At 37.5% G+C, this 22,405-nt stretch carries 23 protein-coding genes; 11 read left to right on the top strand and 12 right to left on the bottom strand.

What is annotated here, in order from left to right; all coding sequences use genetic code 11:
• Window positions 1–40 precede the first annotated feature (40 nt).
• Entirely contained in the window at window positions 41–169 is a 129-nt protein-coding gene (locus F936_RS19005; RefSeq protein WP_080592348.1) for a hypothetical protein, read from the bottom strand.
• A gap of 57 nt (window positions 170–226) precedes the next feature.
• Here F936_RS19005 and F936_RS14380 point away from each other — a divergent pair, with 57 nt between their 5' ends.
• Window positions 227–817: an SPOR domain-containing protein gene (locus F936_RS14380; RefSeq protein WP_016801767.1), complete on the top strand. Its 591-nt coding sequence runs from the start codon at window positions 227–229 to the stop codon at window positions 815–817.
• A 29-nt stretch (window positions 818–846) separates the two neighbouring features.
• Here the strand turns inward: F936_RS14380 and oxyR are convergent, their stop codons facing one another.
• The 4 genes from oxyR to rubA all read right to left on the bottom strand — a co-directional run bounded on the left by oxyR (window position 847) and on the right by rubA (window position 4,200).
• Window positions 847–1,755: a LysR family transcriptional regulator OxyR gene (gene oxyR / locus F936_RS14375; protein ID WP_005048381.1), complete on the bottom strand. Its 909-nt coding sequence runs from the start codon at window positions 1,753–1,755 to the stop codon at window positions 847–849.
• 6 nt (window positions 1,756–1,761) lie between these two features.
• The gene (estB, locus tag F936_RS14370; RefSeq protein ID WP_003653050.1) at window positions 1,762–2,706 is read right to left on the bottom strand and encodes an esterase EstB; all 945 of its coding nucleotides are present in this window, start codon (window positions 2,704–2,706) and stop codon (window positions 1,762–1,764) included.
• Window positions 2,707–2,759: 53 nt separating this feature from the next.
• On the bottom strand, window positions 2,760–3,941 hold the full coding sequence (rubB, locus tag F936_RS14365) for a rubredoxin reductase RubB (protein WP_005048377.1): 1,182 nt from the start codon (window positions 3,939–3,941) through the stop codon (window positions 2,760–2,762).
• A 94-nt stretch (window positions 3,942–4,035) separates the two neighbouring features.
• Window positions 4,036–4,200: a rubredoxin RubA gene (gene rubA, locus F936_RS14360; RefSeq protein ID WP_000760495.1), complete on the bottom strand. Its 165-nt coding sequence runs from the start codon at window positions 4,198–4,200 to the stop codon at window positions 4,036–4,038.
• A 435-nt stretch (window positions 4,201–4,635) separates the two neighbouring features.
• On the opposite strand from rubA, the gene F936_RS14355 reads away from it, so the two are divergent.
• Window positions 4,636–5,076: an SRPBCC family protein gene (locus F936_RS14355; RefSeq protein WP_003653046.1), complete on the top strand. Its 441-nt coding sequence runs from the start codon at window positions 4,636–4,638 to the stop codon at window positions 5,074–5,076.
• A 53-nt stretch (window positions 5,077–5,129) separates the two neighbouring features.
• Here the strand turns inward: F936_RS14355 and F936_RS14350 are convergent, their stop codons facing one another.
• A complete protein-coding gene (locus F936_RS14350) occupies window positions 5,130–5,618 on the bottom strand; it encodes a YqiA/YcfP family alpha/beta fold hydrolase (protein WP_005042228.1) in 489 nt (162 codons plus the stop codon).
• Window positions 5,619–5,876: 258 nt separating this feature from the next.
• Between F936_RS14350 and lysS the strand changes: the two genes are divergently transcribed.
• The 5 genes from lysS to cysN all read left to right on the top strand — a co-directional run bounded on the left by lysS (window position 5,877) and on the right by cysN (window position 11,973).
• Complete coding sequence (gene lysS, locus F936_RS14345) at window positions 5,877–7,406, top strand: lysine--tRNA ligase (RefSeq protein ID WP_005048373.1); 1,530 nt, start codon at window positions 5,877–5,879, stop codon at window positions 7,404–7,406.
• 186 nt (window positions 7,407–7,592) lie between these two features.
• Entirely contained in the window at window positions 7,593–9,038 is a 1,446-nt protein-coding gene (locus F936_RS14340) for a capsule assembly Wzi family protein (protein ID WP_005048371.1), read from the top strand.
• A 258-nt stretch (window positions 9,039–9,296) separates the two neighbouring features.
• Entirely contained in the window at window positions 9,297–9,428 is a 132-nt protein-coding gene (locus F936_RS19000) for a hypothetical protein (protein WP_080595330.1), read from the top strand.
• Complete coding sequence (gene cysD, locus F936_RS14335; RefSeq protein ID WP_004641806.1) at window positions 9,421–10,329, top strand: sulfate adenylyltransferase subunit CysD; 909 nt, start codon at window positions 9,421–9,423, stop codon at window positions 10,327–10,329. Before F936_RS19000 ends, cysD begins: the two co-directional genes overlap by 8 nt.
• A gap of 30 nt (window positions 10,330–10,359) precedes the next feature.
• On the top strand, window positions 10,360–11,973 hold the full coding sequence (gene cysN / locus F936_RS14330; RefSeq protein WP_005048367.1) for a sulfate adenylyltransferase subunit CysN: 1,614 nt from the start codon (window positions 10,360–10,362) through the stop codon (window positions 11,971–11,973).
• A 53-nt stretch (window positions 11,974–12,026) separates the two neighbouring features.
• Here the strand turns inward: cysN and F936_RS14325 are convergent, their stop codons facing one another.
• Entirely contained in the window at window positions 12,027–12,575 is a 549-nt protein-coding gene (locus F936_RS14325) for a DUF2239 family protein (RefSeq protein WP_005048365.1), read from the bottom strand.
• Between the two features lie 222 nt (window positions 12,576–12,797).
• On the opposite strand from F936_RS14325, the gene F936_RS14320 reads away from it, so the two are divergent.
• Window positions 12,798–13,310 (top strand): hypothetical protein, encoded by a 513-nt coding sequence (locus F936_RS14320; RefSeq protein WP_003653030.1) that lies wholly within the window; start codon window positions 12,798–12,800, stop codon window positions 13,308–13,310.
• A gap of 43 nt (window positions 13,311–13,353) precedes the next feature.
• On the opposite strand, the gene F936_RS14315 is transcribed toward F936_RS14320, so the two are convergent.
• From F936_RS14315 to F936_RS14305, 3 genes are all read right to left on the bottom strand, one after another.
• On the bottom strand, window positions 13,354–14,691 hold the full coding sequence (locus F936_RS14315; RefSeq protein WP_003653028.1) for a CitMHS family transporter: 1,338 nt from the start codon (window positions 14,689–14,691) through the stop codon (window positions 13,354–13,356).
• A 568-nt stretch (window positions 14,692–15,259) separates the two neighbouring features.
• Window positions 15,260–16,585, bottom strand: a complete 1,326-nt coding sequence (paeA, locus tag F936_RS14310; protein ID WP_003653027.1) for a polyamine export protein PaeA — start codon at window positions 16,583–16,585, stop codon at window positions 15,260–15,262.
• Between the two features lie 110 nt (window positions 16,586–16,695).
• A complete protein-coding gene (locus tag F936_RS14305) occupies window positions 16,696–17,685 on the bottom strand; it encodes a LysR family transcriptional regulator (protein WP_003653025.1) in 990 nt (329 codons plus the stop codon).
• A gap of 587 nt (window positions 17,686–18,272) precedes the next feature.
• Between F936_RS14305 and F936_RS14300 the strand changes: the two genes are divergently transcribed.
• Entirely contained in the window at window positions 18,273–19,877 is a 1,605-nt protein-coding gene (locus F936_RS14300) for an isocitrate lyase (RefSeq protein WP_003653024.1), read from the top strand.
• A 61-nt stretch (window positions 19,878–19,938) separates the two neighbouring features.
• Here F936_RS14300 and F936_RS14295 read toward each other — a convergent pair whose 3' ends face one another.
• A complete protein-coding gene (locus F936_RS14295; protein WP_005048361.1) occupies window positions 19,939–20,409 on the bottom strand; it encodes a copper resistance protein NlpE in 471 nt (156 codons plus the stop codon).
• 186 nt (window positions 20,410–20,595) lie between these two features.
• Window positions 20,596–20,919, bottom strand: coding sequence for a hypothetical protein (locus tag F936_RS14290; RefSeq protein ID WP_005042208.1), 324 nt, complete (start codon window positions 20,917–20,919; stop codon window positions 20,596–20,598).
• A 201-nt stretch (window positions 20,920–21,120) separates the two neighbouring features.
• On the opposite strand from F936_RS14290, the gene F936_RS14285 reads away from it, so the two are divergent.
• Window positions 21,121–21,996 (top strand): urease accessory protein UreD, encoded by an 876-nt coding sequence (locus F936_RS14285; RefSeq protein WP_005048359.1) that lies wholly within the window; start codon window positions 21,121–21,123, stop codon window positions 21,994–21,996.
• Between the two features lie 100 nt (window positions 21,997–22,096).
• Complete coding sequence (gene ureA, locus F936_RS14280; protein WP_002117495.1) at window positions 22,097–22,399, top strand: urease subunit gamma; 303 nt, start codon at window positions 22,097–22,099, stop codon at window positions 22,397–22,399.
• Window positions 22,400–22,405: the final 6 nt, after the last annotated feature.

The following is a 22,405-nucleotide window of genomic DNA, read 5'->3' as shown; positions in this document are numbered from 1 at the left end:
AAAAGCCGACATTTTGTCGGCTTTTTTAATTAACTGAAATTCAAAGTAATTTAGTTAGTTTTTCTAAATGGTTGCTGGATAAACGATAATAATTTGAAGCACTGCAATATGTTTTTAAAATATGTGATTTTTTACATAAAACATTGAATTTTAAAAATATACAAATCACAAAAAATCTACTTTAATACGGCGCATTAAATATACTTAACTTTGGTAAATGAATAAGATGCAATGCTTTATTAGAAGTTTACTTATTAAAATACTTTTGGGGATAATGCCAGTGACCGCCTATGCAGATCAGAAGTGTTATGGGAATATCATCGTATTTCAAAGATTTGATGATCAAGCGATGTATCCTTATTTTGTAAATCCTTCTAATGATAAAGCGAAAAAAGGTGGGGAGAAAAATAAAACAATAGTCATCCAGAAAAGAAAACAGAAACAATATGAGTTATTAGCCCAAAAGAAAATTGAAGATGTTCACACAAAGAAAGTAGAAGAAAAGAAAAATTTTGACAATAAAAAGCAACTTGATGCAGCTATCGCTAAAGAAATTCTGGAAAATGGTGAAAAGAAATGGATGGTACAAGTTGCATTGGCGGCTAATCAAAATAAGGCAAGTACAGTTCAGTCGCAGTTAGAAGCGAAGGGTTATAAGGTTGTAACCAGCGCAACCACTAAAGGAATACGAGTCATGGTAGATCCTGCAAATGACTATGCCATAGCACAAATTATTAGAGAAAAAATTATCGCTGATAATAGTTTGAATATGCCATCTGCTTGGGTGTTTAAGTGGGCATCTTTAACACCACAGTAAAATAAAAAGGAGTCCGAAGACTCCTTTTTTTATACATGTATTCTTGTCGTAATTTTCTGCATAATTTGCAGTAATACATCGAACTCACTTTGCAATGGTGTACTTTTACGAGTCACTAGCGCTAAAGTACGGCTCGGTGCATCTTCAATTGGTTTTGCAGTAATCTGATCATTAAACTTGATCATACTATTTTCAATTGCAATTTCTGGTAAAAGCGTAAAGCCTAAATCAGAAGAAACCATTTCAACTAATGTTGGTAAAGAGCTTGCTTTTAAACGGTTGTCGTTTTTACGCTCACCGATAGGGCACGCACTCAAAACGTGGTCACGTAAACAGTGGCCTTCCTCAAGCAAGATTAGTCTTGATAAATCAAGATCATCTAGAGAGTTTGCTTGAAGAGCATTCGTATCTTGTTTACTACATACAAGGTACAAATTTTCTTTCGAAATTTCAGCGACTTTTAGACCTCTGGTGTCAAACGGTAGAGCAAGAACGATCATGTCTAGATTACCGTGTTCTAGACGCTCTACAATTTTTTCACTTTGTGCTTCATGCAAATGTAGCTGAATTTTAGGTAGCTGCTGATGCACTTCATTAAGTAAGCGTGTCAGGATAAAAGGTGCAATGGTTGGAATAACACCCAAATGCAAATCACCTGTTAACGGCTCACTCATTTCACGGCTCAAACGCATTAAATCTTGAGCATCTGCTAGTAGTACACGGGCACGAGCAACGACTTGTTCACCTAAAGGTGTTAAACGCACATTCTGACGATCACGTTCTACCAGAACGCCACCTAATAACCGTTCAAGCTCCATAATGCCGCCTGATAACGTCGATTGAGTGACAAAAGAGCGGCGTGCTGCTTCAGTAAAATGCAAAGTTTCCGACAACGTAACTAAATATGATAGCTGTCTTAGTGAGGGTAATGCAGCCATAGTGTCCTAGTCTGATGATTTAAAATGATGCGCAAATAAACCGCTAAGCTGTGGAATAAAATGTGCAGGGATATCATGCCCCATTCCATCAATTAATTCAAACTTAGCACCGGAAATTGCTTTTGCTACAGCCTTACCGTGGCTAGGGGGAAGTAAGCGATCGCGAGAGCCATGTAAGACTAAAGCGGATTGCTTAATTTCACGGTCCAGTTGTAGTAAGGAGCCTGTACATAATATTGCTAAAAACTGCTGAAGTACACCAGCAGGATAGTAGCTACGTTGATAAAGCTTACGCGCAGTTTGTATTGCTTCAATCTGGTTGATATAACCAGGTGAACCAATCAGTTGAAATAGTTTTAAACTATGATTAACAATCCCTTCTTCGTCACGTGACTCGGGTTTGCCAATTAAACTCAAAAGTTGTTTCGGAAAAGGTGGTGGTAAAAAAGGCTGGTTATTGCTTGTAAACATGAGCCCTAATTTCTCAACCTTTTCTGGATATTTTGCTGCAAGAATTTGAGCAATCATCCCACCCATTGATGCGCCAATCACATGCGCTTTGTTCACGCCTAAACGATCAATGAGCATAGATACATCGTCTGCCATATCATGCAGAGTATAGGGCGCACCCTGATTAGTTAGCCCCAGTGCAAAGCGGCCCATCAATTTAACAGTATTTAACCGTTTACCTTCATGACGTACTTTTGAAGAAAGGCCAATATCACGGTTATCAAAACGAATAACACGAAATCCTTGATCAATCAGCGATTTACAGAAGAAATCTGGCCAAAAAAGCATTTGAGCACCAAGGCCCATAATCAGCAAAATGGTTGGATGTTCTGGTTTTCCACCTACTTCTACATGTAATTCAATTCCATTGCCTAAGTTGACTTTGGTTTCTTGCATGAAAGATGTGTAAGGTGAAATGTTAAACTGTAAGGCGCTATTCATGTTATTCATTCCTTAAAGGAATACTCTCCAAGTGAGTACTCCTGATACAAACCTTATGCTTGGGCTGGAATAAGATCTGGGACAAGCTTTGTCAAAGTTAAGCGTTGTTTACTTGCGGTTGCACCTAGCAATACAAAACCACGCAATGTTCCTTCATTGTCAATTGCTTTGGCAAGCATACCATCGTCGAACTCTTCTGTTTCCCAGTTCACTTCTACATCAACCGGAGCTGGCAAAACGGTAAGTGGAGCAGCTGGAGTTTTTACTGCAACTGGCATAGCAGGGTAGTGCACAGCAGTTTGTTGCCCACTGAGTGTTTTTGCGAGGGCACGAGCCTGTTGCATAATAGGCATTACATATGGGAGTAAAGTACCGTTTACCTCTGCGCAATCCCCGATTGCATAAATGTCTGCTTGATTTGTTTCTAGTAAACTATTGGTAATAATTCCACGGCTCGTTTGAATATCTGCACTTTGAGCAACTGAAATATTTGGCTGTAGGCCAATCGCAGAAAGAACAATGTCCGCAACCAATGTTTGTCCGTTTGCGAGTGTTATCGCATAATCTTCGCCATTATTAATTTTGCTAACTTTTTCAACGGTTGTTCCTAGGGCAAATTTTACTCCAGCTTCCTCAAGATTTTGCTGGAAAGCAGAAGCAATATGTGATGGAAGTAAACGACCTAATGGTTGCGGTGCTAAATCAATGACAGTGATGTCATATTCACTATGAAGTAAGTCATTGGCAAACTCGCAACCAATTAAACCTGCACCCAAAATAACAACACGTTTATCTTTACGCTGAGCTAGATTTTCACGAAAAGCGCGGTAATCAATGAGTGAGTTCACAACATGAATGTCATCGCTACCATCACCTGCAATTGCAAGGCGAATTGGGTTAGCACCCACGGCTAAAATCAATTTTGAATAGGGTTGTTGTGAAGTTACACCATCTTTTTCAAGAACAAGCTCATGGCGTTCAGCTAAAATTTCTTTCACAAAGGTAAAAGGCTCAATACGCATATTGAGTTGAGTACCCATTTTTGTCGCATCGCCTAAAGGAATTTGTTCAGGTGCTTTTTTACCTGCAAATGCATTTGATAATGTTGGCTTTGCATAGTTCACTGCATCATCCGCACAAATCATCACAAGTTCTTGCTCTGGGCTAAGCTTACGGAACTCACGTGCTAAGGTATAACCCGCCATGCCTGATCCGATAATGACGATAGGATGCATTTTTTTCTCCAGAGTTAGAATTATTTATTTAATACGGTGATTAGTAATATTCGTAAAAAAGACCATGTCGATCATGGCCTTTTACTTTACGTTCTTAGATTTCGATCATTTCGAAGTCAGCTTTTGAAACGCCGCAATCAGGGCAAGTCCAGTCATCTGGAATATCTTCCCATTTTGTTCCAGCTGCAATGCCGTCTTGTGGCCAACCTTCCGCTTCGTCATAAATCCATCCACAAACGATACATTGATATTTTTTCATGAGACTCTCCGCACTGATAAGTTTGCTCAAAGCTGCCTTTCAGTAAAACTATTCCATCTATTAATAATGTAACTACGATCCGGTCAATAATAACCAATGTGCCTTTGATCGGATATCAAATTTTTACGCAGTTCTACATTCAAAGTAAAGTAAATAACGGAGTTTAATCATTCGTAAGCAAAGATGAATGGCAGGTTAGGACAAATAAGTGGTTATTTAGGCAAAACTTCGCCATAAACTAATAATAACTAATGCATTCTTAAAATTAATTTTATTGATGAAAATATCTTGAAATAAAGAGCATCTCATAATTTAAAAGATTCATCTCATACGAAAGCTAAATAACAACAAACTATGATGCGACAGAATGTCATTATTAAAACCCAAAATTAAAATTTGCTGTCATTAAGACGGTATAAATCAGGGAAGTGAAATATGGAAAATTTAGTATATGAAGTAGAAATTGAGGCGCCTATAGAAAAAGTATGGGACATACTTTGGAATAGCGAGACATATAACGCTTGGACGAAATTCTTTGCACCGGATTCTTCCATGCGTACCGACTGGCAAATAGGTGGTAAAACTTATTTTCTTGACGGTGAAGGAAATGGCATGGTTTCAACGATTGAACAAATGCAAAAACCGGAAATATTAATTTTTAAACATTTAGGAATGATTAAGGAGGGTAAGGAAGATTTAGAAAGTGAAGAGGTTAAAGGGTGGAGTGGTTCCTTAGAAAAATATTTTCTAACCCAAAAAGATAATATCACCACTTTAAAAGTTGAATTGGCCACCTTACCTGAATATATGGGTATGTTGAAAAGTGGCTTTGTTCAAGGTTTTGAGGTGGTTAAAAAAATGGCAGAAGCAAAATAGAGCTTCGCTTATTTACGCATAAAACCGATTTTTAATAATCAAACTATATAAATCTAAGCCAAATATTTTTTATAAATTTTCATAATGAGATCATTAAGTCGTGAAGGATAGGCCAAGCGATGATGTCCACCTTCAAAAGTTTCGATGTTCATGTAGGGGGCAAGTTTTTCTTGAACCTGATACATATCAAGTTGCTCATCTCCTAACTCTAAATAAGCCATTTTAGGGTTAGAGAGAGTGAGTTCATCTTCAGAAAGTTGAGGATAGTCAGTCCGAAAGTTAGGTGTAAGACTTGGATTCGCCACAATAACAGCTAATTTATGTTGAGCAGCAGTTTTTAGCGCCCAATAGCCTCCAATGCTATGGCCCACCAACAAATCTGGTTTGATCGTCTGAATAACCTGATGGTAAAAGTACTCAACAGATGCATAACTTAAGTTACGATAATCGACGTCAATACAAAATTTTTCAGGATGTAAAATGGCATGGAACTTTGTCGATTCACGCGAAGAATCCAAGCCATGTAAAAATAGAATTTTCATTATTTACGACACAATCTCATTGATAAAATAAAAGGTAAATAGGGCCTTTTGAATATCGAGGTTATTTGGATTTTTTTATATTTTACTAAATGCTTTAAAAAATGATCTTAGCGATTGGTCTAAGTCATTTTGCCTTTAAAAAGTATTGTTCGGGTCTATAAAATTGTCTTTTTTCATTTTTGTTTGATTGAAATCATTCGAAAAACTCCTGCAATCTGTTAAGATATAGCACTTAATTTTTACTTAATCGAGGCAGAGATGACGCAACAAAACGATCAATCGACTTCTGAACCAACTATTTCCGAAAACGATTTAATTGCACAGCGTCATGCCAAATTAAAGCAAATCCAAGATATTGCGAAGGAAACTGGAAAGAGTCCTTGGCCGAATACGTTTAAGCGTGAACACTACGCTGCTGATCTACAAGAACAATTTAAAGATCAGTCGAAAGAACAAATTGAAAGCGCTGAGCATGTCTATGTAAAAATTGCTGGTCGTGTCATGTTAAACCGTGGATCTTTCATGGTTATTCAAGATATGACAGGTCGTATTCAGTTATATGTTGACCGTAAAGGTTTACCAAAAGATATCCTCGAGACCATTAAAGGTTTAGATCTTGGTGACATTATTGCTGCCGAAGGTTATATCGGGCGCTCAGGAAAAGGTGACTTATATGTTCACCTAGAAGGTTTTGAGCTTTTAACGAAATCACTTCGCCCGCTACCAGATAAATTCCATGGTTTAAATGACACAGAAGTTAAGTATCGTAAACGTTACCTTGACTTAATTGTGAATGAAGAAACACGTAAAACTTTTGAAATCCGCGCTAAAGTCGTTGCTGGAATTCGAGCATTTTTAAACAATGAACGTTTCATGGAAGTTGAAACGCCAATGATGCATGTGATTCCGGGTGGTGCGTCTGCACGTCCATTCGAAACACATCATAATGCTTTGGATATGCCTTTATTCTTGCGTATTGCACCTGAACTTTATTTGAAGCGTTTGGTTGTTGGTGGTTTTGAACGTGTGTTTGAAATTAACCGTAACTTCCGTAACGAAGGTGTTTCAACACGTCATAACCCTGAATTTACGATGATCGAGTTTTATCAAGCTTACGCTGACTATAAAGACTTGATGGCATTAACTGAAAATATGATTGAAAAGTTGGCCTTGGATATTTTAGGTACAACTGATGTGCCTTACCAAGGTGAAGTGTTTAGCTTCAAAGGGCCATACAAGAAAATCTCTATGTTTGATGCGATTTTAGAGAATAACCCACAGTTTACGCCAGAAAATGTTGGCGACCGTGAGTTTCTTGCTCAATTTATTCGTGAAGAATTAAAAGAACAAGTTAAGCCTGGTTTTGGTTTAGGTAAGCTTCAAACTATCGTATTTGAAGAAACAGTTGAAACTAAACTACGTCAGCCAACATTTATTACTGAATATCCAGCTGAAACATCTCCACTCGCTCGCCGTAATGATGATAATCCACATGTTACTGATCGTTTTGAGTTTTTTATCGGCGGTCGTGAATTGGCAAATGGTTTCAGCGAGTTAAACGATCCAATTGATCAGGCTGAGCGTTTCCAAGCCCAAGTTGCAGAGAAAGATGCTGGTGATGACGAAGCAATGCATTACGATGCAGAGTTTGTTGAAGCGCTTGAATATGGTTTACCACCTACCGCTGGTGAAGGTATCGGTATTGACCGTTTAGTCATGTTATTTGCCGATGCACCAAGTATTCGTGATGTAATTTTATTCCCACACATGCGCCGTAAAGAAGGTTAATCTTCTAAAGGTAAAAAAAGGCAGTATTTATACTGCCTTTTTTATTACTTATATATCTCAAAAACTTACCTATCTACACTAATCTTAAGATAGCGTTAAAAAATGTAATTGCACAGTTTAACAATTGCAAAGTTGTGATAAAAAATTTAAGGTGTTGCTCATAAATAACTTTGAGAATTGGCTGGCATGTTTCTAAGAAAAACACTTTCGATTGCAATATTGGCAACTGCTTCATCCGCTATTTTTGCACAAGGTTTAGTGCTAAATAATGAGGACTTACGTACAGACTTAAATTGGTTGAATCAACAAGGTGTTATCAATATTAGCACTTCAACTTGGCCGTTAAGTGGTGATGAAATTCATCGAGCACTCTCTCGGGCAGAAGTGTCTCATCCAGCTCAACAAAAAGTTATTAATTCAGTTCTTAATGCATTAAAAGCAGATAACAATACGGTTAAAGTGGGCGCTTTTGCTGAAACTGATATTAAAAATGTTCCCCAAGCATTTGGTGATAACCAGAAATCACAATATCAAGGTTCTTTAGAGTTTAATGCAGGCGGTGAAAACTGGGATGCAAAAATTCGTGTAAATGCTGAAAAAGATCCGCAAATTGACAATGGGCAAGATGTGAATGTTGAAGGTTCATATGTTGCAGGTAAACTTTGGAATCAGTGGGTAGTTGCTGGTCAAATTCCAACATGGTGGGGTCCTGGACATGATGGAAGCTTAATTCGTGGGGATGCTAGTCGTCCAGTTTATGGTGTAACCGCACAACGTGCAGTACAAAATGCTTTTGATACAAAATGGTTATCTTGGATTGGGCCTTGGCAATATCAAGCTTTTGCTGGTCAATTAGATGACTATAAAGCAGTCCCTGACGCTAAGTTAATTGGATTACGTGTAACTGCACAACCATTGCCATATATTGAGTTAGGCGCATCGCGTGCTATTCAATGGGGTGGGGATGGACGTCCTGAAAGTTTTAGTTCTTTGTGGGATGCATTTGTCGGCAATAAAGATAATGGTGGAACTGGTGAAGCAGATCCATCAAACCAAATTGCTGGCTTCGATGGCCGCTTATTATTACAACCGCTATTCCAAGTTCCAGTTAGCATATATGGACAATATGTAGGTGAAGATGAAGCGGGTGGTTTACCTTCTAAGAAAATGTACTTAGCAGGTGTCGACTATTCATCTAGCTACAATAACTTGCCTTATCAACTTTATGCAGAATGGGCGGATACACGTACTAATGGTGATGTAAGAGGTATCTCTTATGCTCATTCAACTTATAAAGATGGTTATTACCAACATGGTTACCCATTAGGCCACGCGATGGGTGGTGATGGACAAATGTACTCAGTGGGTGGTGATATCCGCTTTGATGTAATGAACCGTTTAAGTGGTCGTGCAATGGTGGTTAAAGTTAATCAATCTAACTTGGCAATCAATAAAGCATTTCCTAAAGATGATGAAATTAAAGCGCTTGATTTAACTTGGACGCATTACCTTAAACCTGATCTTCCATTAAAAATTAATGGCTGGGTAAGTGATTCTGATCTAGAAGGTAATGATGCAGGTGCATCGATTGGGATTGAAATTCCATTAGAACGTAAAATGTTCGGTTTCTAACGATTAGATAGATCATGTTTTAGAAAAGAGAAGCTACTAATGCTTCTCTTTTTTATGGTTTTTAGAGAAATCTAAAGAGTAGAACATGATTTGCTTAAGTTGTCTGCACAAGTTACGATTGCAAAGTTGTGCAAGTGAATCAGCATATTATATGTATATGATGAAATCGAATATCAATATGAAAAAACAAGCAAAAGGAATCGGTTTTAAATCACTATAATGCATAACTAATGCTATAAGCCATATAAAGGCTTGTGGTTGGATTATTTATTACGAAAAATTGGAGTTGTTATGGCACTCGTTCCTCCACATGGTCTTCTACGTAGTGGTTTAATACCACTTCTAGATTTTATGGGCAAAATGGATAGAGAAGGACGTGTTCATGACTGAATCAAGACTCACACATCTCAAGCAACTTGAAGCTGAAAGCATTCATATTATCCGTGAAGTTGCTGCTGAATTTGAAAATCCGGTCATGCTTTACTCAATTGGTAAAGACTCTGCGGTAATGCTTCATCTTGCGTTAAAAGCGTTTTACCCAGCTAAACTTCCATTCCCATTATTACATGTAGATACTGGGTGGAAATTTAAAGAAATGATTTCATTTCGCGATAACATGGCAAAAACGCATGGCTTTGATTTAATCGTTCATCAGAACAAAGAAGGTCGCGAAGCTGGAATCAATCCATTTGATCACGGTAGCTCAAAATACACAGATATTATGAAAACCCAAGCTTTGAAACAGGCTTTGGATAAATATCAATTTGATGCTGCTTTTGGTGGTGCACGCCGTGATGAAGAAAAATCACGTGCGAAAGAGCGTGTTTATTCATTCCGTGATAGTAAACACCGTTGGGATCCGAAAAACCAGCGTCCTGAACTTTGGAATCTTTATAATGGTAAAGTGAACAAAGGTGAAAGTATTCGTGTATTCCCTTTATCTAACTGGACTGAGTTGGATATCTGGCAATATATCTATTTAGAAAATATTCAAATTGTTCCTCTTTATTTCTCTGCTGTTCGTCCGGTAGTAGAGCGTAGCGGTACGTTAATCATGGTTGATGATGAGCGTATGCGTTTAAAAGAAGGTGAAGTTCCACAGATGAAGTCTGTACGTTTCCGTACGCTTGGCTGTTATCCATTAACTGGTGCAGTTGAGTCTGAAGCAGATACGTTACCTGAAATTATCCAAGAGATGCTTTTAGCCACTAGTTCTGAGCGTCAAGGTCGTATGATTGACCATGATGAAGCGGGCTCAATGGAAAAGAAAAAGCAAGAAGGCTATTTCTAAGACAATTTCTAAATTTGTGGAGTTTGAGCAATGTCTCATCAATCAGAATTAATCAGTCAAGATATCTTGGCCTATTTGAAGCAACATGAACAAAAAGATCTTCTGCGCTTTTTGACTTGCGGTAACGTAGATGATGGTAAAAGTACTTTAATTGGACGTTTACTTTACGACTCAAAATTGATTTATGAAGATCAATTACAAGCTGTAACGCGTGACAGTAAAAAAGTAGGAACCACGGGCGATGCACCAGACTTGGCATTACTTGTAGATGGCTTACAAGCTGAGCGTGAGCAGGGTATTACCATTGATGTGGCTTACCGCTATTTTTCAACGGAAAAGCGTAAATTTATTATTGCCGATACACCGGGACATGAACAATACACCCGTAACATGGCAACAGGTGCATCAACAGCTGATCTTGCAATTATCTTGATCGATGCGCGTTATGGCGTGCAAACTCAAACACGTCGTCATACGTTTATTGCAAGTTTACTTGGTATTAAAAATATTGTTGTTGCCATTAATAAAATGGATTTAGTTGAGTTCTCTGAAGAGCGTTTTAACGAAATTCAGGTTGAATATGATGCTTTCGTAAACCAATTAGGTGATCGTCGTCCAGCCAATATTCAGTTTGTACCGATTTCTGCTTTAAATGGCGATAACGTGGTAAATGCTTCTCAGCATACAGCTTGGTACAAGGGTCAAACCTTGATGAGCATTCTTGAATCTGTGGAAATTAGTCGCGAATCAAACAAACACGAATTCCGTTTCCCTGTTCAATATGTGAACCGTCCAAACCTAGATTTCCGTGGTTTTGCTGGTACTGTTGCTTTAGGTGAAATCAACGTTGGTGATGAGATTGTCGCATTACCATCAGGTAAGCGTTCAACAGTTAAAGAAATCGTTACTTTTGATGGAAATCTAGATCAAGCTGTTGCGGGTCAAGCTGTTACATTAACGTTGAATGATGAAATTGATATTAGCCGTGGTAACGTTTTGGTACGTGCTGGCGAGCAACCATTAATTTCACGTAGTGTTCGTGCTTCAGTGGTGTGGATGAATGAACATCCACTGGTGAAGGGTAAGTTGTACAACGTTAAAATTGGTACACAGACTGTTCCTGCCAAAGTGACTAACATTCACTATCGTGTGAATGTGAATACGCTTGAGCATACTCAGGTTGAAGAGCTTGAATTAAATGCAATTGCAGACGTTGTTGTTGAGTTTGATGCGCCAGTCGTATTTGACCAGTATCAAGATTCACGATACACAGGTTCATTTATTTTCATTGATCGTTTAAGCAATGTAACGGTTGGTGCGGGTATGGTTGAGTCTGCCGTAGAGTGGACTGCGCATAGTAATCCTGTTACTGCTGAAGACCGTGCTGCACGTTTGGGCCAAAAACCTGCGGTGATTGGGATTTCTGCACAGTTAATCGAGAAAGCTCAAGTTTTAGAAAGCTTATTGATCCAACAAGGTGTAGTTGCGATTGCAAAAGCTAACTTAACTGCTGAACAAATTACTTTATTGCGTGAGACAGGTGTTGTGGTTATCACTACGGCTGTGGATGGTACAGATACAGAAGTTACTGCTGAAACCGTTGAAGAGGCAGCTGAAAAAGTTGTGGAATTAGTCCGTCTTTAATAGGCTGAATTGATTTTGAAAAAACCCGCGTAAGCGGGTTTTTTTTATTGGGTTTAGAAAATACTTTGAGTTTTTAAAGTTAAATATTCTCTTAAATCTTTAGGATAGCTCTGAATCATCTTTAAAAATATATCTCGATCGCCTTGATATAAGGCGCGTGTTGCTTCTTCGTAATTTGGCATATTACCCAACATGGCAGACATAAAACGGTCGATGGCTTGTTTAGCGAGCATAATATTACCTTCAGAATTTGGGTTATTTAACTCTTTATCAATTAACTTACGAATTACTGCTGATGCACTCGCACTTTGTTGATCTAACCAATCCCAATGTTTTTTCTGTAAAGTGATTTCACGAGAAATTACTCCGAGTTTAGGTCGCCCAACTTTTTTAATTTCTTCTGGTTCGGCATAACGTTGTTGAAATTCTTGTTCCGAACCAGAAAGATCAAGATCAATTTGTTGACCTGTTTGATCATTAAAAATCAAAATATTTTCCGTTGTTTTAGGACGATCTTTGAGTTTTTTTGCAAGTTCAACTAGGGAGTCACTCGCAATAAGCGTGCTTCCAGTGAAAGCCGTATAGGTGATTTTAGTATTCATTTTAGCCGTATATTTTTATCTGGGTAAAATAATATTATCAGGGTAAAATTAATTTGGCAAATAATTAAAATTATAACCAAAGAATTATTTGATTTTATGAGTGTAGTCTATGAAGTTAGGACTATAAAAATAGTCAAGATAATAGGCTATTTAAAATTTTACTCTGCTTTAGTAGTGCTTTTATGAGAGAATATGCCTTTAGTTTTATGTATAAGGACTCCTATGTTTGAGCAATCTCCTGAATCTTTAAGCGATATCGAAATTTTAGACATTTTACAGTCTATGAAAAAAGATAAGCTGGATACGGAAGCAAATGAGATTATCCGTAATGGGGGGAAAGCTGGGCGTCAAGAAGCACATAAACAGGCTTTAGTTGCATTGAGTGCAAACTTTGAAGAAAAGTTTGTAGAAGCTGCTACGCTGGCATTGGGCTTGAATTCAGGTCAGGCGAAAAAGATTCGTTATAAAAAAGACCGTATCCGTATTTTTAAAGCACGTGGTATTGATTATTTAGCTATTGATGGTGCAGAAACCGCTCAGGTTTTAGCTCAAGTTGCTCAAGCGATTAGTCGTGAAGATGCGATCGTGACTGAAGGTCTACACAATATTTTTCCATTTTGGAAAGAAGGTTGGCCAATGGTGCAATTCGATAATGCCTATAAAATTTTAGAAGAAGACATTACATTGCATTTTCACATTGTGTTAGATCACTTAATTAAATATGTAGAGAAATAAAAAAAAGCCCCTTAAGGGGCTTTTTTTTATTGCGAAAGAATAATTAGAGTGAACTGAAAAGTGGGAAAACCCCAATGACTAAAGCAGTTCCCATCAATACCAGACAAGTTATAAATGCCCACTTTAAAGTGAACTTTTGATGGTCGGCAAAATCGACTTTAGCAAGACCACATAACAAATAGGTAGATGGAACAAGTGGTGAAAGTAAGTGTACAGGTTGACCTACAATCGAAGCACGAGCAATCGCTTCTGCACTAATACCATAATGTGAAGCAGCTTCAGCAAGAATTGGTAAAACACCATAGAAGAAAGCATCATTTGACATAAAGAATGTCAATGGCATACTCACTAAAGCAGTGATTGGTGCAAGATATGGACCCATGCTTGGAGGAATCATTGCGACGAACTCTTTAGACATCGCCTCAACCATACCTGTACCAGATAAAATTCCTGTGAAAATACCTGCTGCAAAAATTAAGCCCACAACAGCTAAGACACTATCTGCATGCATTGCAATGCGCTTTTTCTGCATATCAACATCAGGGTAGTTAATGAGCATTGCGATACAGAACGCTATCATGAACAACACAGACATAGGCAAAATGCCTTTGATCAAAGCAATCATAAGAATGATTGTGAGCACCATATTTACTTTGCGTAAATGTGGACGAGTCGCTTCAGGATCTTTCGATACGGTAATATTGTCGCCATGGTGAGTTTCAAGCTCAATAACGCCTAAACGTTTTTGCTCGTAACGACCATATAAGTACGCCAAGAAAAATAACCAACCAATACTAATGACCATAGGGATAATCATTGGTACGAAAATGTGGCTTGGGTCAATTTGCAGGGCGCTTGCAGCACGAGCTGTAGGGCCGCCCCATGGTGTTAGGTTCATTACACCACTACATAACAGCATCAGTGCAGTCATGATGAGTGTATTCATTCCTAAGCGTTGATAAAGTGGCAACATTGCAGCCACACAAATCATATACGTTGTTGAGCCATCACCGTCTAAAGAAACCATTGTGGTTAAGAACACGGTTCCCATGGTGATTTTTAAGGGATCACCTTTAACCTTTTTCAAAATCCATTTAACTGGTGGATCGAAAAGACCAGCATCGATCATTAAGGCAAAATATAAAATTGCAAATAAAAGCATTACGCCAGTTGGCGCTAATTTTTTGATGCCTTCCAGCATCATCTCACTGAGACCTTTGAGTTCAATGTGACTCAAACTTTCAAAGTAGTGACCTAGGCCCCAAGCAATAATAGAAAAAATAAATGGGATAAGAATTAAAGCAATAATAGGGCTTAAACGTTTGGACATGATTAAGTACATGAAGCACAAAATCATGCCAACACCAAGTAATGTCAGCATACAATCAATCCTTTGCCTATAGTTTTACTGAACAAGTTTATTCAAAACTCTGACCTTGGTTATTCTTATTAATTTTTATTAAAAAGACAAATAATATATTTAGTTTATTTGGTTAATATATATTCAGTTGGATGGGTATATTTGGACGAAATACTGAACATATATATTAAGATTATAGTAAGCATATAATAAATGTAATTCATTATAATGGATTATAAAGGTTTTATAAAAATAAAAATTATATGATATTTTTTTAAATTATATGTGGTTTGATGGTTGAAATGAGAAGAAGAACCATTTAAAGACTTGCTTTGAGCTAAGTTACATAAGTTTGATGGCAATGTAAATGGGGATCTAATCGCTTCATGTTAATTGCGATATATAGATTATTCTATTATTTTTCAGTATTTAAGATTTAATGTAAGTGATAATTTAAATAATATTATTTTTAGATTAAAAGAGCAAATTGAATTTATGAATCTAAAATAATTATTACATATATTTGAAAAATTTATTTAGATTAAAAAATACCCCACATAAAATTGTGAGGTATTTAAATTAATATAAATCAGTTTTCATCAATTGATGAATGTACTTCGCTTTGTTCTAAAATTCGAGTTACAAGGAGTTGGTCAATTTTAAAATTATCGACATCGACTACTTCAAACTTGTATCCACCGAATTCCACAAAATCTGCTGGGCGTGGAATTTTGCGTAGGCGGTACATCATGAAGCCTGCTAATGTTTCATAATTTTCTTCATCAGGCATTTCATCAATTTCAAGTGCGTGTCTTAGGTCATCAATTGGTGTGCTGCCATCAATTAACCACGAGTTATTATCACGTTTAATGATTTGTTGATCTTCTTCAATTGGGGTTACCCAGTCGCCCATAACAGTAATCATAATATCGCTTAAGGTAATAACCCCCACAACAAGCGCATATTCATTTATAACAACCGCAAACTTTTCTTTGGTAGAGCGGAAGCGATCAAGTAATTCTGATAGGGTTAAGGTGTCCGGAATCATCAGGACAGTACGAATGGTTGTTTCATTCAATTGCGTTGGAGATTGATTATTTAAAATACGAACAAGAAAGTCTTTGGCGTCGACGTAACCAATGACCTGATCAATATTTTCATTACATACCAAAAATTTTGAATAAGGATACTCTGCTAATTTTTGACGAATGCTATCTTCATGTTCATTTAAGGTGAAATAAACAACATTTTCACGTGTTGTCATGCTGGAAGGTACGTTGCGTTCTTCTAATTCAAAAACATTCTCAATAAAGTGATGTTCTTGTTTTTGCAGTACGCCTGCTTGTGCACCTGCATCCATTACTGCTGAAATATCATCAAAAGTAATGTTGTCTTCTCGCGTTGTATTCACTTTAAATAAACGGAATAGCAGATTGGCAATTGCGTTAATTCCCCAAGCTAAAGGTTTACAAACCTTAATAAAAACCTGAATTGGATTAATAACACTAATTGCAATTTTTTCAGGGGCAATCATAGCCAAACGTTTTGGCATAAGATCGGCAAATAAAATAAAGAGTGATGTCACTAAAGTAAAGGATAGGGCAAAACCAATGGTTTGTGTCCAAGGACCTGCGTAGAAACGGTCAACTAAAGTCACGAAATAAGGACGAAAAGCAGCTTCACCCAAAATACCGCCTAAAATCGCAACTGCATTCAGGCCAATTTGAGAGGCTGCAAAAAAGTCAGCAGATTGTTCTTGTAAATCTAGTACTTGTTGAGCGCGTTCTTCACCAGCTTCGGCTAGAATTTTTAGCTTAACTTTTCTGGCACCAGCGAGTGCAATTTCAGTTAAAGATAAAAAGCCTGCCCCGATGATAAGCAGTACGATGATAATGATATTTTGAAAGAGACTCACAAATCACCTGATATTCATCATTATTATGACTATGTTTTAACATAAAAAAGCGCTGAGGTAATCAGATTGATTGCTCAGCGCCTGAAATCGACAATTAAATTAAAATTTATTTAATAGTGAGAAAATTGTGAATTATTGGTTAGAAATTCACGGTTTTCCTCTTCAATCATTTGACGAGCAACAAATAAGATAAGTTGGCGCAACCAGCGATGAGCAGGGTGATGATGTAACAACGGGCACCAAGCCATTTTAAGTTCGAACTCTGGAATATAAAAAGGAGGATCCTTTATAACCAGTTTAGGGTTCTGTGTTTGTAGACGTGCCATCCGTGTTGGTAATGTGGCAATAAGGTCTACGTTTTGAGCAAGTAAAGCTGGCATTTGGTAGTGGCGAGTAAATACAGAAATTTTACGACGTTGACCAATACGTTCTAATGCCTGATCAATCCAGCCTAAACCACCTTGTTTATCAGGGTTTACGCCAAAACCGACACCCATACCTGTTTTAGAAACCCAGATATGTTGTGCATCTAAATAGCTTTTTAAATTTAAATGAGTTACAGCAGGGTGTTTGTCGTTAAGAATACAACTGAAACTATCACGCCAAACTAAAACCTGATGGAAACTTTGCGGTATTTCATTAAATCTATTAATTGCGAGATCAACTTTACCTTGTTCCATGTCTCTATAAGACACATCACTTGGTGTAAGAAAATCAAGAACAACGTTTGGAGCTTCAGAGCGGAGCGCTTTAACAAGACGAGGAACTAAAGTTGCCTCGGCATAGTCCGATGTCATAATGCGGAAAACGCGATTGCTGGTATAAGGGCGGAATTCGGTACGGGGTTCCAAAATCATGGAGAGATCAGCAAGCGCATCACGAATACGAGGTTGTAATTCAAGAGCACGTTCTGTTGGAGTCATCCCTTCAGAAGAACGGATAAGAAGAGGGTCATTAAATAAATTACGTAAGCGACGTAAAATATTACTCATTGCAGGCTGAGTTACCCCAAGCTGTTCGGCCGCGCGCGTAACATTTTTTTCACGAAGAAGTACATCAAGATATATTAATAGATTAAGATCTACTCGCTCCAGATTCATAAAAAAAATACCGAAAATAAAACCCTGAAATTGTTTCAAATTATGCCATATCTAATAACTATTGTGTGAAAAAATGATGAGAAAAACGACATTTTTTGTAGGAATTAAGTAGGGGTAAAAAGTACTTCAAAGGCTCGATTTTATTGTCTTTGCTACATTTTTAAGTATGAAGGTGACAAATAGAATATATTTATATATAACTTATTACTTTCTAGCATGGAAATTGACTTTTTACATTGGCAAAAATAGCCTAATTTACAATTGACTTTTAAGGTTAAAAATGGGTGGAAAAACTTCAAAAATTGTATAAAAATAAGACTTACTAAGTTTTTAGAATAAAACTCTATACTCCTTTAGAATAATTTTATTTTTATAAACAAAGTGTTAATGTTTTTGGTTTTATCTATAATATCGACTTATCGGTACATTTTTTAAATAAATACTGAAGATTAATAAAGGATATTGGATTAATTGATTGGCTAAGTCTAAGCTGTGTTCATGAAGAAGCAGCTGGTGTCATAAGAAATTTAAGTACATGACTCTAGGCTTCAATCGATGAAATCCTAAAATGAATACAGGACAATATCATGACTACATATCAAACAGCGATTGATGCAATCCGCGAACTAAAAGCAAAATTCGGTAGCACTTGGCGCGATATTAGCCCAGAAGATGCTGCACGTATGCAAATGCAAAACCAATTCAAAACTGGTTTAGACATTGCTAAATATACAGCTGCGATTATGCGTCGTGATATGGCTGCTTATGATGCTGACTCTAGCAAATACACTCAATCATTAGGTTGCTGGCACGGTTTTATTGCGCAACAAAAAATGATTGCGAACAAAAAATACTTCGGTACTACTGAGCGTCGCTATATCTACCTTTCTGGTTGGATGGTTGCTGCTCTTCGTTCAGAATTTGGTCCACTTCCTGACCAATCTATGCACGAAAAAACTTCAGTACCTGCGTTGATCGAAGAAATCTATACTTTCTTACGTCAAGCTGATGCAAAAGAATTAAACGATTTATTCCGTGCGCTTAAAAAAGCAAACGAAGCTGGTGATACTGCTAAAGCTGCTGAAATCACTGCTCAAATCGACGGTTTCCAAACTCACATTGTGCCAATTATTGCTGACATCGATGCTGGTTTCGGTAACGAAGAAGCGACTTACTTGCTTGCTCGTAAAATGATCGAAGCTGGTGCTTGTGCGCTTCAAATCGAAAACCAAGTATCTGATGCTAAACAATGTGGTCACCAAGCTGGTAAAGTAACTGTTCCACATGAAGATTTCATCTCTAAAATCCATGCATTACGTTATGCATTCTTAGAAATGGGTCTTGATGACGGTATCATCGTTGCGCGTACTGACTCTGAAGGCGCTGACTTGACTCAAAAAATCCCAGTGGTTAAAGAGCCAGGTGACATTGCTTCTCAATACATCGGTTTCTTAGACACTGTTGAAATTGACATTGCTGATGCTCAAGAAGACGAAATCTTGATCAAACGTGATGGTAAATTACACCGTCCTAAGCGTTTACCTTCTGGTTTATATCAGTTCCGTGCTGACACTCAAATTGACCGTGTTGTACTTGACTGTGTATCTAGCCTTCAAAATGGTGCTGACCTTCTTTGGATCGAAACTGCGACTCCAAACGTAGAAGAAATCGCTCACATGGTTAACCGTGTTAAAGAAGTTGTTCCAAATGCGAAGCTTGTTTATAACAACAGCCCATCATTCAACTGGACTTTAAACTTCCGTCAACAAGCTTACGATCGTTGGGTTGCTGAAGGTAAAGACGTTTCTGCTTACGACCGTGCTAAATTAATGAGCGCTGAGTATGATGCTACTGAATTAGCTGCTGATGCAGACGCTAAGATCCGTACATTCCAAGCAGATGCTTCTCGTGAAGCGGGTGTGTTCCATCACTTGATCACACTTCCGACTTACCATACTGCTGCTCTTTCTACACATGAGCTTGCACAAGGTTACTTCGGTTCTGAAGGTATGTTGGCTTATGTTGCTGGCGTACAACGTAAAGAAATCCGTGGTGGTATCGCTTGTGTGAAACACCAAGCAATGGCTGGTTCTGACATCGGTGATGATCACAAAGAAATCTTCTCTGGTGACAATGCACTTAAAGCACATGATGATGCTAAAAACACAATGAACCAATTCGCTGCACACTAAGAATTGATTTCAAAAGAAAACCCGCTCAAATGAGCGGGTTTTCTTTATCATTAATAAATAATTATTTTTTCAATACATAGTGTTCAGCTAAAGAACCTTCAACTTTCTTACCTTCCATATCTAAAGCAGTTGCAGTATTTTCACCAATGAAGAATTTACGATTTTGTCCTTTGTCATCTAAGGTAATTACAGAAGTATTATCTTTGTCAAAAGTAAACGTACCACGTGTTTCAAATGGATTTTTATCACCTTTGCCAAGATAAGTTTCAGTCAATTCATAAGTTTTATCATCTTTTAACTCTAACTCAGTTTTAATGCCTTCACAGTCTGCACATGGAAGAGTGCCTTTATATGTACCGTCCCAATCTAGTGAGTTTTCAGCTGTATGAGCGGTATCTACTGCATTGTTATTAGCTTCAGTAGTTTGTGCCGGAGCAGAGGCTTGTGCTGTTGTGTCAGCTTTATTTTCATTTTTGCTACAAGCAACAAGAAGGGCACTTACAAGTGCAACTGATAATAATGTTTTTTTCATGATGATCTAAACCTCGGAAAATAAATAAAAAAGCAATAAATAGGCTATGAAATATGAGAGCTTAATAAAAGTTTAAGTATGTAATTTAATTTTAACAAAAGATAAAGTGAGTAAATTTTGAATAATTATTCAAAAGAAAATAAAAACGAGGTATTCACTAAAACGATTTAATGAATACCTTATAAATTACGGTTGCGCAGAAACTCCACCTAGAGAGTCGCATGCTGATTTATAGAGTTGGTATTGTTGCTTTAAAACCTCATCCAGCGGCATGTCGAATAATTCTTCACCATTTTTGTAGCTCTCTACGTATGAAGTTGCTTTTTCTTTGCTTACCGCTAAAGATTGCTGGTAGTAAGAATTAATCGAGCTTGTTGCAAGCTGGCTTGTCTCAACATTTTTACATTCGAAATTGTGCAGGATCTTTTCTGCACGTTTGACCTCACTAGATTGGCCAAAAATACACCCAGTTAAAAAGACAAGTGGGGTTAACACGAAAAAAAGTTTCATGGAGAGCAAGTATGGAAGCAACGGTGGGCGCTATTGTATAAACAATTCCATAAGTTACTGTGGTTTTATGTTAGACATTGATGATTTTTTAACTCATTAAAATCGAAAAATTGTATCTAATTTTATCAGTCGGCTTATTTTTATATTTGGTGCGTATTTTGCTTATAAGTTTAAGCACTTATTTTGAACATATGAACCAGAATGAATCAGGCACAACCGTTTCCAAAAAACTCTTCAGCACCATTTTGGTATGCACAACTCGAGCTCGGTTTTTGTTTTGAAAATTCACGCACCATAATGAGTCATCGAAAACATCATGGCCCTGTTAGGGTGCAAAAAATGCTCTGGCCTGAAAGAACAGGTGTATGTCATGCCATTATTGTTCATCCACCCGCAGGAATTGCAGGAGGAGATCATCTTACTTTTGAAATTGAAACCAAAGATCAAGCCCATGCAGTAGTGACTACTCCTGGAGCGGGGAAATGGTACAAAACCAATGGGAAACAAGCTTTTCAGCATATTCATTTGCATGTGAAAGATCAGTCTATTTTAGAATGGGTTCCACAAGAAACGATGCTTTTTGATGGGGCTTTAGCGCATTCAGAAACTCATATTCATCTTGATAATGCTGCAAGTTTTATTGGATGGGATATGTTGGTACTTGGGCGGCAGGCACGTGCTGAGCGCTTTGTTCAAGGGAGTTATTACAACCAGTTTAAATTGTGGCGCGAACATAAATTGTTGGTTGCAGATACTTTGTATTTTGAAGGAGAAGATCGTTGGCTTAGTTCATGTTTAGGTATGAACAATCAAGCAGTAATGGGAAGCTTTTGGGCAGCCGCTCCCGAGAAATATCGTTCATCATTTTACCTAGAACAACAGCTAGAACTCATTCGAGAATTGATGATGCGTATGCAAGCACCTGTCACATTAACATTATTGGATGATGTGGTTTCGGCCCGTTTTTTGGGAAATGATGTCCGACATTGTCATGATGCTTTTGCAGCTATACGGGCTAAATTGCGTCGATATTGGTTTGATTTAGAAGAAGAATTTCCAAGAATTTGGAAAACCTAAGTTACGTTAAATTGCGTATTTAAAAAACGATTAAAACAAGTATGCTGCTTTTGAGCACGTATTTTGCTTAAAGAATATAAATGAAATTTAGGAAAGAGATATGGAACTCAATCCAACAGAAAAAGATAAATTACTGATTTTTACAGCAGGACTGGTTGCTGAGCGGCGTAAAGCTCGGGGCTTGAAACTGAATTATCCTGAAGCTATTGCTTTTATTTCAGCAGCTTTACTTGAAGGTGCGCGGGACGGTATGACGGTCAGTGATTTAATGCATTACGGTACAACCTTATTAAAGCGCGAAGATGTGATGGATGGTGTGCCAGAAATGATTGCTGAGGTTCAGGTCGAGGCAACTTTTCCAGATGGCTCAAAATTAGTCACAGTTCATCAGCCAATCGTATAAAAGGAA

Origin of the sequence: Acinetobacter calcoaceticus DSM 30006 = CIP 81.8 (assembly GCF_000368965.1) — a bacterium.
Taxonomy (GTDB): Bacteria; Pseudomonadota; Gammaproteobacteria; order Pseudomonadales; family Moraxellaceae; genus Acinetobacter; species Acinetobacter calcoaceticus.
The sequence above is the reverse complement of the archived record's forward strand: the minus strand, read 5'-3'. Positions and strand labels throughout refer to the sequence as shown.

What these genes read in the sequence shown, in the direction of transcription:
- F936_RS14380 (WP_016801767.1), top strand. Translation starts at nt 227, where the DNA reads ATGCAATGCTTTATTAGAAGTTTACTTATTAAAATACTTTTGGGGATA.
- oxyR (WP_005048381.1), bottom strand. Translation starts at nt 1,755, where the DNA reads ATGGCTGCATTACCCTCACTAAGACAGCTATCATATTTAGTTACGTTG.
- estB (WP_003653050.1), bottom strand. Translation starts at nt 2,706, where the DNA reads ATGAATAGCGCCTTACAGTTTAACATTTCACCTTACACATCTTTCATG.
- rubB (WP_005048377.1), bottom strand. Translation starts at nt 3,941, where the DNA reads ATGCATCCTATCGTCATTATCGGATCAGGCATGGCGGGTTATACCTTA.
- rubA (WP_000760495.1), bottom strand. Translation starts at nt 4,200, where the DNA reads ATGAAAAAATATCAATGTATCGTTTGTGGATGGATTTATGACGAAGCG.
- F936_RS14355 (WP_003653046.1), top strand. Translation starts at nt 4,636, where the DNA reads ATGGAAAATTTAGTATATGAAGTAGAAATTGAGGCGCCTATAGAAAAA.
- F936_RS14350 (WP_005042228.1), bottom strand. Translation starts at nt 5,618, where the DNA reads ATGAAAATTCTATTTTTACATGGCTTGGATTCTTCGCGTGAATCGACA.
- lysS (WP_005048373.1), top strand. Translation starts at nt 5,877, where the DNA reads ATGACGCAACAAAACGATCAATCGACTTCTGAACCAACTATTTCCGAA.
- F936_RS14340 (WP_005048371.1), top strand. Translation starts at nt 7,593, where the DNA reads ATGTTTCTAAGAAAAACACTTTCGATTGCAATATTGGCAACTGCTTCA.
- cysD (WP_004641806.1), top strand. Translation starts at nt 9,421, where the DNA reads ATGACTGAATCAAGACTCACACATCTCAAGCAACTTGAAGCTGAAAGC.
- cysN (WP_005048367.1), top strand. Translation starts at nt 10,360, where the DNA reads ATGTCTCATCAATCAGAATTAATCAGTCAAGATATCTTGGCCTATTTG.
- F936_RS14325 (WP_005048365.1), bottom strand. Translation starts at nt 12,575, where the DNA reads ATGAATACTAAAATCACCTATACGGCTTTCACTGGAAGCACGCTTATT.
- F936_RS14320 (WP_003653030.1), top strand. Translation starts at nt 12,798, where the DNA reads ATGTTTGAGCAATCTCCTGAATCTTTAAGCGATATCGAAATTTTAGAC.
- F936_RS14315 (WP_003653028.1), bottom strand. Translation starts at nt 14,691, where the DNA reads ATGCTGACATTACTTGGTGTTGGCATGATTTTGTGCTTCATGTACTTA.
- F936_RS14305 (WP_003653025.1), bottom strand. Translation starts at nt 17,685, where the DNA reads ATGAATCTGGAGCGAGTAGATCTTAATCTATTAATATATCTTGATGTA.
- F936_RS14300 (WP_003653024.1), top strand. Translation starts at nt 18,273, where the DNA reads ATGACTACATATCAAACAGCGATTGATGCAATCCGCGAACTAAAAGCA.
- F936_RS14295 (WP_005048361.1), bottom strand. Translation starts at nt 20,409, where the DNA reads ATGAAAAAAACATTATTATCAGTTGCACTTGTAAGTGCCCTTCTTGTT.
- F936_RS14290 (WP_005042208.1), bottom strand. Translation starts at nt 20,919, where the DNA reads ATGAAACTTTTTTTCGTGTTAACCCCACTTGTCTTTTTAACTGGGTGT.
- F936_RS14285 (WP_005048359.1), top strand. Translation starts at nt 21,121, where the DNA reads ATGAATCAGGCACAACCGTTTCCAAAAAACTCTTCAGCACCATTTTGG.
- ureA (WP_002117495.1), top strand. Translation starts at nt 22,097, where the DNA reads ATGGAACTCAATCCAACAGAAAAAGATAAATTACTGATTTTTACAGCA.